This window comes from Sphingobacterium sp. MAE, from assembly GCF_056711605.1.
In genome coordinates this window covers 5,069,477-5,084,437 of sequence record NZ_CM160044.1, presented here as the reverse complement: position 1 = coordinate 5,084,437, position 14,961 = coordinate 5,069,477, and the positions used below count along the sequence as shown (strand labels likewise).

Annotated in this window: 12 protein-coding genes; 3 read left to right on the top strand and 9 right to left on the bottom strand. The window is 37.5% G+C overall.

The genetic code is table 11. From position 1 onward, the window contains the following. Positions 1–136 precede the first annotated feature (136 nt). The 9 genes from AC06G9_RS21655 to AC06G9_RS21615 all read right to left on the bottom strand — a co-directional run bounded on the left by AC06G9_RS21655 (position 137) and on the right by AC06G9_RS21615 (position 13,335). Positions 137–799: a gluconate 2-dehydrogenase subunit 3 family protein gene (locus AC06G9_RS21655; RefSeq protein ID WP_480957211.1), complete on the bottom strand. Its 663-nt coding sequence runs from the start codon at positions 797–799 to the stop codon at positions 137–139. 6 nt (positions 800–805) lie between these two features. Continuing rightward, entirely contained in the window at positions 806–2,236 is a 1,431-nt protein-coding gene (locus AC06G9_RS21650; protein WP_480957210.1) for a Gfo/Idh/MocA family protein, read from the bottom strand. A 34-nt stretch (positions 2,237–2,270) separates the two neighbouring features. Further along, on the bottom strand, positions 2,271–3,956 hold the full coding sequence (locus tag AC06G9_RS21645; RefSeq protein WP_480957209.1) for a GMC oxidoreductase: 1,686 nt from the start codon (positions 3,954–3,956) through the stop codon (positions 2,271–2,273). 3 nt (positions 3,957–3,959) lie between these two features. After that, positions 3,960–4,673: a 3-keto-disaccharide hydrolase gene (locus tag AC06G9_RS21640; protein WP_480957208.1), complete on the bottom strand. Its 714-nt coding sequence runs from the start codon at positions 4,671–4,673 to the stop codon at positions 3,960–3,962. Between the two features lie 68 nt (positions 4,674–4,741). Further along, positions 4,742–5,710 (bottom strand): family 43 glycosylhydrolase, encoded by a 969-nt coding sequence (locus AC06G9_RS21635; RefSeq protein WP_480957207.1) that lies wholly within the window; start codon positions 5,708–5,710, stop codon positions 4,742–4,744. A 78-nt stretch (positions 5,711–5,788) separates the two neighbouring features. Continuing rightward, positions 5,789–6,787, bottom strand: coding sequence for a DUF4973 domain-containing protein (locus AC06G9_RS21630; protein WP_480957206.1), 999 nt, complete (start codon positions 6,785–6,787; stop codon positions 5,789–5,791). A 27-nt stretch (positions 6,788–6,814) separates the two neighbouring features. Continuing rightward, positions 6,815–8,821 carry a RagB/SusD family nutrient uptake outer membrane protein gene (locus AC06G9_RS21625; protein ID WP_480957205.1) on the bottom strand — a complete coding sequence of 669 codons (2,007 nt, stop codon included), beginning with the start codon at positions 8,819–8,821 and terminating at the stop codon, positions 6,815–6,817. Positions 8,822–8,831: 10 nt separating this feature from the next. After that, entirely contained in the window at positions 8,832–11,936 is a 3,105-nt protein-coding gene (locus tag AC06G9_RS21620; RefSeq protein WP_480957204.1) for a SusC/RagA family TonB-linked outer membrane protein, read from the bottom strand. Positions 11,937–11,970: 34 nt separating this feature from the next. After that, the gene (locus tag AC06G9_RS21615) at positions 11,971–13,335 is read right to left on the bottom strand and encodes an IPT/TIG domain-containing protein (protein ID WP_480957203.1); all 1,365 of its coding nucleotides are present in this window, start codon (positions 13,333–13,335) and stop codon (positions 11,971–11,973) included. A 765-nt stretch (positions 13,336–14,100) separates the two neighbouring features. Here AC06G9_RS21615 and AC06G9_RS21610 point away from each other — a divergent pair. The 3 genes from AC06G9_RS21610 (at position 14,101) to AC06G9_RS21600 (ending at position 14,948) form a co-directional block, all read left to right on the top strand. Continuing rightward, a complete protein-coding gene (locus tag AC06G9_RS21610) occupies positions 14,101–14,337 on the top strand; it encodes a hypothetical protein (protein WP_480957202.1) in 237 nt (78 codons plus the stop codon). 182 nt (positions 14,338–14,519) lie between these two features. Further along, positions 14,520–14,678, top strand: coding sequence for a hypothetical protein (locus AC06G9_RS21605; protein ID WP_480957201.1), 159 nt, complete (start codon positions 14,520–14,522; stop codon positions 14,676–14,678). Between the two features lie 117 nt (positions 14,679–14,795). Further along, positions 14,796–14,948: a hypothetical protein gene (locus AC06G9_RS21600; protein WP_480957200.1), complete on the top strand. Its 153-nt coding sequence runs from the start codon at positions 14,796–14,798 to the stop codon at positions 14,946–14,948. The last annotated feature ends 13 nt before the right edge of the window (positions 14,949–14,961 follow it).

Below are 14,961 nucleotides of genomic sequence, written 5' to 3'. Positions count from 1 at the left end.
ACAACTGTTTTAAAATTTAACATCATTGTATATATTTATTATACCACTTTTAAAATTCAATATTATCTAATGCAAACCTTTCACTAGAAGGAGTTTATCCTCGAGAAAAATTCCTTTTGTATACAAATATTATCCGCTAGAGTGCCCAGGCCCGATCTCCTTTTTGATAAGGAAAATCTCCATCAAAACGTCCAGGAACCTTCACAAAGCGCAGCCCTCTTGTCATACCTACTTCCGAAGTAAAATATCCAGTTAACGTTATTTGTTTAAGCAAGGTGAAAAAATGATTTGCCACATCCTCTTTCATCTGATCAATTTTTTGTTTTATCACAAATGCATCTTCAAAATTTTTATCGGCTTCGTTGATTTCTTCCTCCTTCAGCTTAAGTTGTTCTTTACGTTTCTCCTGAAACTCCTTTGCTTCTTTATCTTGTGTTTCGACAAATTGAAACCTTTCAGCTGTAGTCAATTCCAAGAAGTTTTTACCAAAATCCTTCTTTGCTCTTACATTGACATTCTCTAGTCCACTCACAAATGCTATCTGATTTGTGGTGGAATAACAATCTCGGACCATCACTGGAATAAAACTACCAACTGCAGCATCTTTAGCACCTGGTGTACTGGTCTGGGGCAATATCGCCTCTGCAAGCTCCGTCAATAGATTGATATTTTCTTGATCAAACAGGACTTGTACTGTTTGATTTGTTGGTCGTGTACAACCTTCTAAAAAAAACTTGGCTCCTACAAAAGTACCTCCCATAATCATGGCTACACGTTGTATTGCTTCTCTTCTGTTCATTTATAGTTATACATTAAATTTATAGTTCAGCTCCCAACCTTTGCGATATGTCCGTTTGACAAACTGGTTTACTGCCTCAAAATTGGTGACACGCATGTTCTTATTATCCCAGATCAATTTCAGATTGCGTCCCGGATATTTGCCATCCACATTTAAATCTGCAGCACGTATTGCTAAATTCGCCATTAAAAGAGCTTCTGTAAGGGGGCCTGATATTTCAATCGGTGCACTAACCTCTTTTTTACCATAACCTGCCAAACAAGCATCAACCCATTGTACCTGATGCCCCTTAGCTTCATTTAAGACGCGATCATACCTCATCTTAATTAACTTAGCTTGTTCATTCAAATCCATAGGAAGCAAACGAGCATTAGCTCCATAGGTATCCAACAATATTTTACCTTTTGTACCTACCATTAAAATACCATTACCTCCGTCACCAAACTTATCATTCGCTCCCAACTCTTCAGGTCGGCTTGGCTGTATACCTCCATCCATCCAATGCAATTTAATTGGTCCTTGTGTACGTACTGTTTTAGGAAATGTCAATGTCGCATGCGATGATGGAGGACAGCTTTCAGGGAAATTACTTCGCTTAAAGCTATCTACGTATACACTGGTCACACTCGCTTCAACGTCTTGCACGTATTGTAAACCTAAAACCCGGAAAGGTACCTCTAATAAATGACACCCCATATCACCTAATGCTCCTGTTCCATAATCCCACCAACCTCGCCAGTTAAACGGAACCAACTTATCGACATAGGATTTATAAGGCGCAGTTCCCAACCATAAATCCCAATCAAGTTCTTTAGGTACTTCTGCGATTTGCTGTGGCCAAGATATACCTTGAGGCCATACAGGCCTATCGGTCCAGCAATATACGGTGTGGATATCACCAACAAGCCCTGCCTCAAACCATTCTTGAGCCAAACGAGGTCCATTATTAGATGCTCCCTGATTTCCCATCTGAACAATCGATTTATAACGTTTAGCAGCATCTGTTAGCACTCTAGCTTCCCACACATCATGAGTCATTGGTTTTTCAATATAAAGATGCATCCCTCGTTCCATAACAGCCAAACTTTGTAGTGCATGTTGGTGATCTGGGGTAGAGATAGCAACAGCATCAATATGCTTGTGTTCCTTATCCAACATCTGACGATAATCCTTATAATACTTGGCTTTTGGATATTTTGCCACACTTTTTGCAGCTCTACGATCATCTACATCACATAAAAAAGCTATGTTAGTTTGCTTATGAGCAGCAATATTATCAGTATTAACAACACCTTTTCCTCCTACCCCGATACTCGCAACCTGTAATGTATCACTAGGTACAGTGAAACCTTTTCCTCCTAATACATGTCTGGGCACGATCGAAAATGCTGTCGCTGCTATCGCTGCACTCTTTATAAAATCTCTTCTGTTCTTCATTTTTTATTATATATTTATAATATCTTCTCCGTATCTATAGATTTCCTTTTTTCAGTTCTTCTACGGCAAAATCTACTGCACGAGCCGTCAATGCCATATACGTCAAGGACGGATTGATACAAGCTGCTGATGCCATTGCTGCACCATCGGTTACAAAAACATTTTTTGCATCCCAAACCTGATTATACTTATTTAGCACCGAATTCTTAGGATCCGTACCCATACGTGCGGTCCCCATCTCATGAATCCCTTGCCCAAATCCATAACCATTATCGTAAGTCTTTACATCTTTGACACCTACAGCTTCTAGCATATCCTTCATTTCGTTCATCATATCTGGACGCATCTTCCATTCGTTATCTTTGATTTCCATATCCATCGACAATACAGGTAGTCCCCATTTATCCTTTTTTTCTTTATCTAAAAAAATCTTGTTTTCGTGATATGGAAGTATCTCTCCAAATGCTGTAAAGCTAACTCCCCAATCACTTGGTTCCAATAAAGCATCTTTCCAATCTGTACCAACTGATTTACCATCAATATCTCCAGACCAACGACCTCTGCTAGCTCCTCCTTGATAGCCAAATCCACGAACATAATCTCTTGATTTTGTATCATCTGGGGTATTTACAAATCTAGGTACATATAAACTACTTGGACGACGTCCAAACATATATTTGTCTAGATATCCCTCAATACGCCCTCTTGCACCAAGCTTAAAATGATGATCCATGGCATTATGCCCTAACTCTCCACTACTACTTCCTAGTCCTCCATCCCAGATATCTGTCGCCGAATTCATCAATAGCCAAGTGGAGTTAAACGCCGAAGCATTCACAAAGATGATTTTGGCATAATATTCATATGTTTGATTAGTTTCTGTATCCAGCACTTCTACACCTTCAGCCTTTTGTGTATCTTTATCGTATAATATACGGGTTACAATAGAAAAAGGGCGTAAGGTCAGATTTCCTGTCTTTGTAGCTGCCGGAAGCGTTGCTGATTGTGTACTAAAATAAGCTCCAAAATTACACCCAAGCCAACATTGATTCTGAAACTGGCAATTGATACGTCCTTCATGTGGAACAGTAATATTGGCAGAACGCGCATGAATAAAGTGTCTTTTACCACCAAATTTACCTTTCAAACGTGCTGCTAAATCCCTTTCTACAATATTCATCGGAATAGGAGGCATATACTCTCCATCTGGCAGAACATCCAATCTATCCCTATTACCTTGTATACCTGCAAATCTCTCTACATAACTATACCAAGGTGCTATATCTTTATAACGAATGGGCCAGTCCGTACCATGACCATCTTTCAAATTAGCTTCAAAATCCAAGTCTGAGAACCGATAACTCTGACGTCCCCATGTCAGCGAACGTCCTCCAACCTGATAACCACGATACCAGTCAAAGCGCTTGACCTCGGTATAAGGGCTATCTTTTTCATTGACCCAAAAGTCTAAGTTTTTCTCATTCAGTGCATAGTCTCTTCGTAGAACCGAATAGTCAGTCTCCATTTGCTTGGTCTTTCCCCCACGATGCTCATAGTCCCACAGATTTTCATTCGCATGATAATCCTTTACATGTTCTACATTTCGACCACGCTCCAGCATAATAGTCTTTAATCCTTTTTCTGTCAGCTCTTTTGCTGCCCAACCACCACTAATACCTGATCCAATCACTATAGCATCGTAAAAATTCTCTTGTCTCATTATTTATAATATTCTTATCTTAATATTCCTAAACCACACATCATCATGATGATCTTGTAAAGCTATGTACCCTGATTGTGTAGATCCTCCCGGCGTCAGAAACTCATTCCATGAATTAAATTTGCTTTCTGCGACCAAAGCCTTCCAATCCTCACTCCATAACTGGTATTTTACAACTTTTTCCCCATTGAGATAATGTTCTACATGTCCTTTTTTCACGATTATACGAACTGAGTTCCACGTATCATAAGGTTTTGATACCTGCGGATTAGCCGCTATCAGGTCATAAAGTGATCCTGCTTTCCTATTGCCATTTTTTCCTCGTTTGGCATCAGGATGATTTTCATTGTCCAGAATCTGAAATTCGGGTGCGCCATGATAGATCGGTTTATTGGGAACTTCTGTTACTAAATATAAAATACCACTGTTAGATCCTTTAGCTACTTTATATTCCAGTTTCAATTCAAAGTTTTGATATTTCACGGGATATATAAGGTCTCCACGGTCTGCATGGAATTTATCCATAGAACTTTTTCGATTTATTTTTAGAGTACCATCTTCTACACTCCATGCCTTAGGTGCATAAACACGATTGTACCCTCTCCACCCCGAGACAGACGAACCATCAAAAATATTTATCCATCCTTTTTTTTCTTGAACTTGACAAATCGAGATCTGCCAACAAAGAATCATTAACATACTTACAAATACTCGCATTAATTTATTTTAATATTTTATCAATAAATAGATTTCTCATCTTTTAATTCATCAAAAAAAATTCTTTCTTAACGAATAAAAGGAGCTTTAGCAGTCTTTTTTGGAGAATTGCCATCTACATAAGGCCATCCTTCCTGATCCCATTTCAGTTGACTCAACAACAAATAACGATCTAATTTTTTTGAATTATCTTCATTTACAAATCCATGATAAAACAACCAGTCATTACTATCGTCATCCTTCAAAATCTGCGCATTATGTCCATTGCCTACGAAACCTTCATTTTTTCCAATCAATACATCATGGTTATTGTTTATTAATAAGCCTCCTCTTTTATTAACGTAAGGTCCTAACAATGATCTGGATCGTCCATAAACGAGCTGATATGTGCTATTGAGTCCCTCACAACAGCTCCCTGTTGATCCAAAAAAGTAATAGTACTTCCCTTTCTTATAGATATACGCTCCTTCATACGCAGTCCCTGCTATCTTTACCTTATCTGTTCCTTTTTTTACAGCAAGTCCATTTTTGGTCAATTCAATAGCATATATACCATGAAAACTGCCCCATAACATATACTTTTTCTTACCATCGTCAAAGTAGGTTTGATCTATTGAGTTTTCCACCTCTATCGATTTACTATCAAAAATCTTTCCTTGATCCGCAAAAGGACCTTCAGGATTATCGGAAATAGCTGCCCCAATACCTGCAGTCCAATGTCCTCCCCAAGTGCTCATCGAATAATACAAGACATACTTCCCTTGTATATAATTAATCTCAGGAGCCCATATACCTCCTTTTGGAAGAAACGAAGGGCGTGAAGTATCAGTAAACGCCGTACCTACAAAAGTCCAATCAATCATATTTCTTGATTTCCATATCGGTACATTGCGTGTATCTTCGGTCGCATAAAGGTAATACCACTTGTCTTTAGCCCGAATCGCAGTAGGATCGGGCAATCGTTTGGAAATAACTGGGTTTGAAAAAACCTGTTTATCTGGTCCTTCAATCTGTCCCCAGACTCCCTTACAAGCCATACAAAATAATATAGCGCTAATTAATCGAATCTTCATCTTATCTTTTTTGTCTATGTATCAATCTATAACCTGTTATCACTACCATTGAATAGCCTGATCCTCGTCTGGAATCTTGGTATTACGTTGACGTTCCAATGTCATAGATCCTTTAGCAACATAACGAATAGGAAAATTAGGTATGGATGTGATATCACTGTACTCATATTCCATTATCACGGTACAATATTCGCGAACGAGATATGGTAGAGTTAAATCTGCCATTTTTCGAATATGATAAGTTGGTTGTCCTTTTACTACAAAATTAATAGCAGGAGTAGTACTCTCCAATTTCAACAGACCACGTTTACTTCCATCTTCTTGTTCTACTCCTTCCTCGAAGCGCATGATAATCTTATAAATTCCCCTATCCTCTGCCTCATCTTCGATCATTCCTGCATAAAAGAACACTGCATTTTCATCAACGACCCATGCATTTCTTGTACTCATCACCATATTCTTGTTGTCATTCAGAAAATTTACATTCATTGCTGTGGATGAATACTTTCCAGAATAATTATTAAAAGGAATCACGTGCAATAGTGCTTTACGCCAACCTTTACGGTTATTTGTCTCATATGAAGGGTCATCCAAAATAGTCAATGGAAGAACCCACTTATCGACAAGATCCAAGTTTTCGAACTTAAACCTAATTTTGTGAGTCGCGGTATTTGAACCTTCAGGAACCACGCATGTACCTGAAGGAAATTCATAAAACTCCAAAGGTAACTGCTTATAATAAAGGTCACTTCTATATTGAAACCTTTCATTGTTCATAATACTTAAAGTATCATTATCCACACCTATTTTAACAGAAATACGACGGTCATTTGTTTTAGATCCACTCACAATTACGGGTAGATCATATTCATATACACCATTAGCCTCATAGCGAAGATAAATTGGGGATATCCCCTGCGCATTTAATGGGGCTTTCAACGATATCAATTCTTTATATAATTCATCTTTCCATTCGTCATTACATGACACCATCGTCAAGGCGATTAATGATGCCACTATCGATTTATATAATCTCTTCATCTTAAAAACTTTCTAATTATTAATTTCTTAATCAAATGATTGCCATCCAGGTGCTTGTGTCATCCTTTTATTACGTTGCAGTTCATCCCAATGAATTGGCCAGAAATACATCTTACGTGAAAATGAAGCTTGTAATAATGGTACACGTATAGGGGAATAAAACAATGCAGCATTATCTTTTGTCATTAGTGTACTATAACCGTAGATCTGCTCTCCTTCCTCAACTGGAGCATCTTTCCAACGTCTTAAGTCATAATACCGTTGGTTCTCTCCCAATAATTCTATCTGACGTTCCTTTTTAATTTTTTCACGTAAAATAGTCTGACTTCCATAATCATTTACATTATAATTAGGCATACCAGAACGGACACGTATGGGCTTAATAGATGCACTCATTTCATCCACATTACGGGCGATTATATAACTAGCGGCACCATCCCAGGACGGCAAATTATAGCTACCTTTTAACTCGTTTAGTGCTTCAGCATACATCAATAAAATATCGGCATAACGTATGGTGATTTCTACTCGCGGACTAATACTTCCCCCATTTGTATTATTGTCTTTGGGGTTAATGTACTTCATCATACCAATACCTGTTGGTAACCAGTTGTCTCCATTAATGCGTCCGTCATTTTCATTTCTATAGTAAAAAATCTGTTTATTGGTCACGTTTGCTGTATTAGTTGTCGCACTAGACATTGCCCAGAAAGCACCGCTAAATGCCACTGAAGCATAGAAACGAGGTTCACGATTTGCAAACTCCTTCCATACATTGGCACGCAAGGGTTTGAAATTATTGATCTCTGTACTTTTTACAAACATATTATTAGCCCCAAACTTATTTATAATAGCTTCTCTATCAAAGAAAGTTCCATCATTCATATCATAAGCATCAGTTTGCTTTAAAGTCAATCCATGACAACTGTATCCACCTGCTACTTTTGGCATTTGATGTCGGGTTAATGCGATTACTCCGTACGAAGAATTAGTTTGATTTTCGCCCCTTGTGAATATCATTTCAGGATTTTCTGATGCATATAAATCCCCATTAAATAATGCTCTGTACGATTCGAACGGATCTATATCTGCCCAACCATCAGGAAAATTTCTATCTGAATATTCTGCATGATAAGGAGGAGTGATCGTTGCTGGATAAGCATCTGTTCCTTTTGTTCGCTTATCAGCTACATACAATTTGTAAACATTAAGATTGATCACATCTTTGGCAGCTGCAGCTGCTCTGGCCCACTTCTCTTCATTATATTGTTGTGCAATTAATTTATTTCCCTGATCGTCTACAAAATCAACCATTTCTACATTGCCATTTGCCAGGGGACTCGCAGCAAAGAGAAGTGCTTTTGCACGTGTTGCTAACGCTGCACCTTTGGTCGGACGAGCAATATTACGGTTATCACGTTTGGTAGGTAATTCTTTCGCTGCAATCGCCATTTCTGAAGCAATAAAATTGACCACTTCATCATAACTATTACGCGGGAATGATAAATTACTGTAAGTATTATCATAATCTACACTTTGATCCGGCATAATAGGGACAGGTCCATATTTACGCAACAATAACCAATATAAATAGGCCCTTATAAAACGAGCTTCGGCTTTATACTCTGCAACCTGTTTTTCAGAAAAAGCACTGCTTTCAGCAATACTGCGTATCATAATCGATGCCTGTCGAATACCTGTATAAGACTGTGACCAAGATTGATAATACCAATTGTGTGTATACTCTCCAAACTTAAACTGTCTATAGACTAAACCATTGCTTCCTTCGTTGAAAAACATATCATCCGAGTAATTGGAAATCGTATAATCACGATGCCCTATCTCAAGGTTATAGTTTAGCAGCTGACCATAACAGTTGGCAAGCCACTGCTCGGTATAATCCTTGCTTTTAAAAATTTTTTCTTCGCTCTGCCTATCTTGAAAATAGTGTTCAACATTGAGATAATCTTTACAAGAGTTCAATAAAAGACCTGTTGCAGATAGAAGTATAGCAATTATATATATTCTTTTCATTTGCCTGATATTATAAATTAGTAGTCAATCCCAAAGTGAACGATTTGGCCAAAGGATACCCCTGACCATTGCTGCTATTCATTTCAGGATCCCAAAGTTTAAAGGTCGAATAAGTTAAAAGATTTGTTCCTAGGAAGAAAAAGCGTGTGTTTTTTAAATGGAAACGATTGGTGAAACTTTGCGGTAATGTATAACCCACCTCCATTGTTTTCAAACGTAAATATGAACTTTCTCTTAACCAATATGTAGAAGCCCTGTAATTATTCGGATTTATATCATCATAACTTAATCTAGGGTAGGTAGCATTTACATCTTCATTTACTCCTTCTATCCATCTGTTTGACTCCACGACATCAGTGAGGATATTTCCCCAGCTTCCTTGACTGAATGGGTATACTGTAAAACCATTGATAAAGAAGGATGACTTGCCGGCTCCCTGTAGGTGAATACTTATATCAAAAGCTTTCCATCTCGTCGAAAGTCCAAAACCGTAAATCAAGTTCGGACGGGAGGTTGCTCCAATAGGTACAATATCGTTATTATCAATTACTCCATCGCCATTGATATCTTTGTACTTAATATCTCCTGGCATTACCGAAATGTCAACAGGATCTTGAGCAGCTTTACCGGTACGTCGAAAATCTTGAATTGGACTGTTTCGAATATCTTCGTAATCTTTAAATAAACCTAGAGCAATAAGTCCTCTATTTTGATTTACTCTAAAACCTGTATTACCAACATAAGGATAATTACTGAACTGTTCATCATACTCTAATATCTCACTCTTACTGTAAGTCATATTTGTTCGCAATGTAAAATCAACCTGTCCTATCTTTTGAGCAAACTTCAACTGTCCATCAAAACCTTTAGAAAGTGCCGATCCAACATTCGTACGTGGTTTAGTATCACCTAATCCAATAATTGACGGGATATACTGCCTGTCCATATAAATGCCATCACGTTGCTCATGGAAGAAGTCTATCGCTCCGTCAATCTTACCATTAAAAAAAGAGAGATCAAGCCCCATATTATGCTTGGTAGCGATTTCCCAAGAAGCGGAATTCGAAGCTATAGTCGAGTAAGTTATCCCTGTATAACTATTAGTGCTTTCAATATCACCCCAGTTATACCCCGTGGCAGTATTGGAAAAAGATGCTAAATATGGAAATCGTGAGGTTGTATAATCATTTCCAACCTTTCCATAAGAATAACGAATTTTGAGCATATTCATCCACATCAGGTTATCTTTAATAAATTTCTCCTCAGCTAAATTCCATGCAGCAGATACTGCTGGAAACAAGTCAAATTGATGTCCCGTAGCAAAATTCTCAGAACCATTATACCCAAAATTGAAATCAAAAAAATAGCGATCCATGTAACCATAGGTAAATCGACCTGCGAGACGCTGATTGCGTCGTTGTATGCCTTGAATTATGTCTGTCCCCAGATTCTGAGTATTTACTTTCTTCTCCTGGCTATACTGAAGAACTCCACCTAGTTTATGGTAATTCAAATTCTTATTATAATGCAGTTCACCCTGCAAGAACTCCGATCTGTCTCCCTGCGAACTCGATTCTTGCTTTAGTAATTGTTCAGTAACCACCCGTTTTAAAACCAGATCGCCATTCGAATTACGTAAACGCTCCGCCTCCCAGGCCTCTGGCCATTTTACTCGCCTGATATAGTTTTTATTGTTCGTATCAAAGCCAAAACGACCAATAAATTGCAAGCCTTCAGTCAATGAAGAGAGATTTTGTTCTAAAGTAACATTGGTCTGGATCTTATTGTCCCAATTTTCAATAAATCCCATTTGGGTCATTAATACCCAAGGATTATTCTTACCAGCGGTACCACGAGAAGCAATACGTCCATCCGCATATTGTATTGGTATAGCAATAGGATTCTGCCCCATCAATGATTGCCAAATCTCACTATACGTACCCCCTGGAAGATTCTGTTTACCCAATGAACCACTTAGTCCGACCTTTACCAGAGTAGAGTTTGTCAAGTTGATATCCACATTTGACCGGTAATTCCATCTTTTATAATTAGCATTGGTATTATAACCATTCAACATATCATCTATATCATACATCCCTCCTTCATCGATATAACTACCTGAGACGAAATAACGTGCTGTACTACCTCCTCCCGAAAAATTTAATGTCCCTCGATTGGTCATTGCACCATCTTTCAAAAACATATCCATCCAGTTGATATTAGGAAATAGCTCTGGATCCAATCCATCGTGGATTAGTTTAATATCTGATTCACTGTAAAATAACTCTTGGTTACGTGTCCGACGAGCTTCATTCATCAGCTCAGCATAGCTTACACCGTCCACAAAACGTGGAGTAAATGTACGTGTATTATATGTACTCTCTCCTTTGGCATTAATTGATATCTTTCCATCTTTTCCACGCTTTGTAGTAATCAAAATAACTCCATTAGCTCCCCTGGAACCATATATAGCAGTAGTTGAAGCATCTTTTAATATGGAGAAACTTTCTATATCCTCTACACTAATTTCATTCAAACTACGTTCAAAACCATCAATTAATACAAGTGCTGAGTTACCTGCACCAAAAGTAGAAATACCACGAATCCAAAATTCTGAAGAGTTACTTCCGGGTTGACCATTACCTTGCATGGCTAATACTCCGGCGACATTTCCAGCTAAAGCATTGGTTATACTGGATGTCGAGGTTTTTATGGTATTCATCTCTACGGTTGTTACAGCACCCGTAACTGATATTTTCCTTTGTGTGCCTAGCCCTGTCACAATCACCTCGTCTATTACGTTTTCATCCTCTTCTTCCAGCACAACATTCATTATAAGATCTTCTTTTATCAAGACCTCCTTCTTTACATAACCTACAAAAGAATAAACTAACCATTGGTATTTTTCGGATGAGATACTATACTGACCTGATCCATTTGTAGCAATTCCTAAACCAGGTTTATTTTTAATGGTAACAGACACCCCTACCATAGGTTCGTTTTTGGTATTTGTCACAGTACCTGTAATCACAACAGGTTTACTGCTTGCTTCCTGTGCAATTAATTGGGTAAAAGACCCAATTAAGATTATAAAAAATATTATATAATGCTTCATTGATTTATATTAATATGTACTTGATCTGTCAGAATTATTCTACCGAAATTGTGCGTATACGCTTGTTCACTTCTTCGGTAATGTAAAATATCTTTCGTTCAGCATCGTAAGCAATGCCACTAGGTTTATTGAATCTCGCCTCTAATCGTAGATCACCATCAATATATCCTTCCTTTTTTCCATCGGAAGATGGACTACCTTTGCCAGCATAGGTAGAAACCTCGCCTGTTGGAGTTACCTTACGAATACTATGATTATTAATATCTGCCAAATAAAAATCATACTCATCTACTTGTCCAGCATATAATGGATTTTTGACAAATACACCTTGTCTGATATAGCCAAATTTCGCCGTTGTACCAATGGCATCGACATCTCCAGAACTACCGCCAGCAAATACAATAGGAAACTCCAACTCTTTTGTATTCCAGTTATATTTACTCTTCCATATTGTCTGTGCAATCATAAAGTATGCATATTCTCCTGAAGGGTGAAAGAAAATATTAGGTTTAATATTTGAAGTACCTCCAACTTTAAACAATTCTTTTGAAGCCAGTTCCTTCGTAATTGGATCTGTAAAAGCCTTGAGAATTCCCCCTCCTATGTAGGTGTTAAAAAACATAATATTATCAGTCGGATGTGGAGCACAGGCATAACTTGTATAGTCATATATATAAGGGTGTACTCTTCTGTAATTTTCACTCCGTAATGTATATGCAATAGCTACCTGATTTTTATTATTTGTCTGTCCATTATCATCGGTCAGAAATAAGCTGTCATTATCAAAACTCAAAGAAATAGTTTGCATTTTCTTAAAGGAAGCCTGTCCATTGGTTATTAGAGTGGATACTCGTTCTTCATTCAAATCCACATGACGCACAGCGAACTCTGTTTCAACAACGAATAAACTATTACTTAAAGGTTCGAATAAGGCCCACATAGGGTTCCTAAAACGAGCCGCCTCAAATGTTCCATCGACAATAGAAGAATTCCCTAATTCATCAACCTCACCTACAAGCGTACCAACTGTAGAAGTAGCACGATACGTAAAATTTTCATCAAAGATATGTTCAACACCATTGCCTCTATCTATAACCACCCGAACAGCACCCGACTCTACTTGCTTCGTCACCATACAGTAGATTTGATTACCATCAGATCCAATTACTTTCAATTTCTTGTCACCAACATAAACATGTATCTTGGTAATATCTGTACCAAAGTTTTTACCTTCAATAAATAAACGAGTTCTAACTGCGCCGGTTTTCGGAAGAAAATCGGAAAATACAACAGGACTATTTGATTCATAATCAGTCCCGGTTGATTCATTTTTACCACAGCTCCAAATGCCAATAAGGCAGATAAAAACAAGCAATAAATAGTTTGATAATTTTTTCATTTCATAACAATTAAGATTTATTTCGTAAAGTTCTACAAATATGTCTTACTTTAATCTGCTACTATGCTGTGTCAAAAAAAATCTAGATAACATATAATATAAATAATTGATATACAATTAATTGTGTATTAATCAAAATTCTAAAATCTAAACTTTAACGTGGGAAAAAGTTTAAAAAAAATGAAAAATATAGACAAAACAAATCGCTTAAGCTTAAGCTTAAAAAAATGTAAGTCATCTACCTACTGTAATACTAAATTTCAAAAAAAGGAAAAGGAATTTGAGGTATAAAAGAAGGAGTGTAACTCAAACTCACATCTTTGAAAATAATAGATAATTAATAATTTGTAACCTCCTGGTTTAGCATTTCTCGACAATGCTGCGTTATTTTTTACTTTTGTTTTCATATTACAAATCAAGAATATGGAACAAAAAAGAAGACGATCATCACGTCAGTTAGTTCATCGTAGTCCATCTGAGATCTACGGTATATTGCAGAATTTCGAAGAACAAAAGGTCAAGATGACCACATGACCACAAGTTAATTTTGCACTAGTCACGTAGTTGCCTCAGGCAGTTTTTATACATCACGTAAGGACGAAGATCTGCATAGTAAATATTCCAAAAGTTCAAATTTCGTAAAAATAAAACCTGAAGCATCATAATTTATTAGCAGTGTTGAAACTGATGGACCGATGCCCGTATCTTCCATTTTTGCAAGCGTGAGTTTAGTAGCATTTCAATTGGATATCCACGGATAGGTGGATGCGGAGTATTTACGCAGACTGCTCATTGGATAGGGCATTAATATTCCTACTACAAAAAAAATATTTCGTTTATCATGAATGCGTCGATGGCCGTAAAAGTTTCAACGGGATATCAAGTCTGGTGAAAAGTGAACGCTTTGCCAGCTCGCAACAAAATCCTGATCAATTGCGGATTGAGCTAGAGCAAGAAGTCCTTGTCGAGCAGATCAGCATTGAGAAAATACAGAAACCATAAACTGATAAAAAAAAAGTTTCAAACATTTCGTAATTCCTGAAACACTTATCGATGAAGTAGTCGAACTCGATCTTATCAACCTTCCTCCTGGAAATGCGAAAATAGGCAATGAGGTAACTTATAAACTCAAATATACGCCAGCAAAGCTGAGCGCAAAGAAAATAATCCGCTACAAATAGCTCTTGCCTGTAGATCCCGCAGATGCTGGACTTAAGAACAAGATCGTTATTGCACCAATTGAACCGGGGCTGATCAGGAATTGTATGGACGATGCTTCATTGCTGACAGCTTTAGTAGTAGAGAAATATGCCTACCATATGCCCGTTTATCGCCAGATGTAATGCTTTGCACAAACTGGTGTCAAACTTGCTCACTCGATTATTCTGGGGATTGGGTGGCCAAGGCTGCAAATCTGCTAGAACTGCTTTAAAGATGAAATAATCCGTTCTGATTACCTGATGATGTACGAAACGACGATGAAAGTATTGAATAAAACAAAAAATGGAACAACACATCGCGGGTATTATTGGGCAGTACAATCCCCTGGAAAAAAATGGCATAATTTAAATATCATCCCAGAAGAGAGCAGCAAATACCCAAAATTATCCTAAAAAGATTATAAAG

Coding starts and splice junctions, on each gene's coding strand:
- AC06G9_RS21655 (WP_480957211.1), bottom strand. CDS start 799: ATGAACAGAAGAGAAGCAATACAACGTGTAGCCATGATTATGGGAGGT.
- AC06G9_RS21650 (WP_480957210.1), bottom strand. CDS start 2,236: ATGAAGAACAGAAGAGATTTTATAAAGAGTGCAGCGATAGCAGCGACA.
- AC06G9_RS21645 (WP_480957209.1), bottom strand. CDS start 3,956: ATGAGACAAGAGAATTTTTACGATGCTATAGTGATTGGATCAGGTATT.
- AC06G9_RS21640 (WP_480957208.1), bottom strand. CDS start 4,673: ATGCGAGTATTTGTAAGTATGTTAATGATTCTTTGTTGGCAGATCTCG.
- AC06G9_RS21635 (WP_480957207.1), bottom strand. CDS start 5,710: ATGGCTTGTAAGGGAGTCTGGGGACAGATTGAAGGACCAGATAAACAG.
- AC06G9_RS21630 (WP_480957206.1), bottom strand. CDS start 6,787: ATGAAGAGATTATATAAATCGATAGTGGCATCATTAATCGCCTTGACG.
- AC06G9_RS21625 (WP_480957205.1), bottom strand. CDS start 8,821: ATGAAAAGAATATATATAATTGCTATACTTCTATCTGCAACAGGTCTT.
- AC06G9_RS21620 (WP_480957204.1), bottom strand. CDS start 11,936: ATGAAGCATTATATAATATTTTTTATAATCTTAATTGGGTCTTTTACC.
- AC06G9_RS21615 (WP_480957203.1), bottom strand. CDS start 13,335: ATGAAAAAATTATCAAACTATTTATTGCTTGTTTTTATCTGCCTTATT.
- AC06G9_RS21610 (WP_480957202.1), top strand. CDS start 14,101: ATGCGGAGTATTTACGCAGACTGCTCATTGGATAGGGCATTAATATTC.
- AC06G9_RS21600 (WP_480957200.1), top strand. CDS start 14,796: ATGATGTACGAAACGACGATGAAAGTATTGAATAAAACAAAAAATGGA.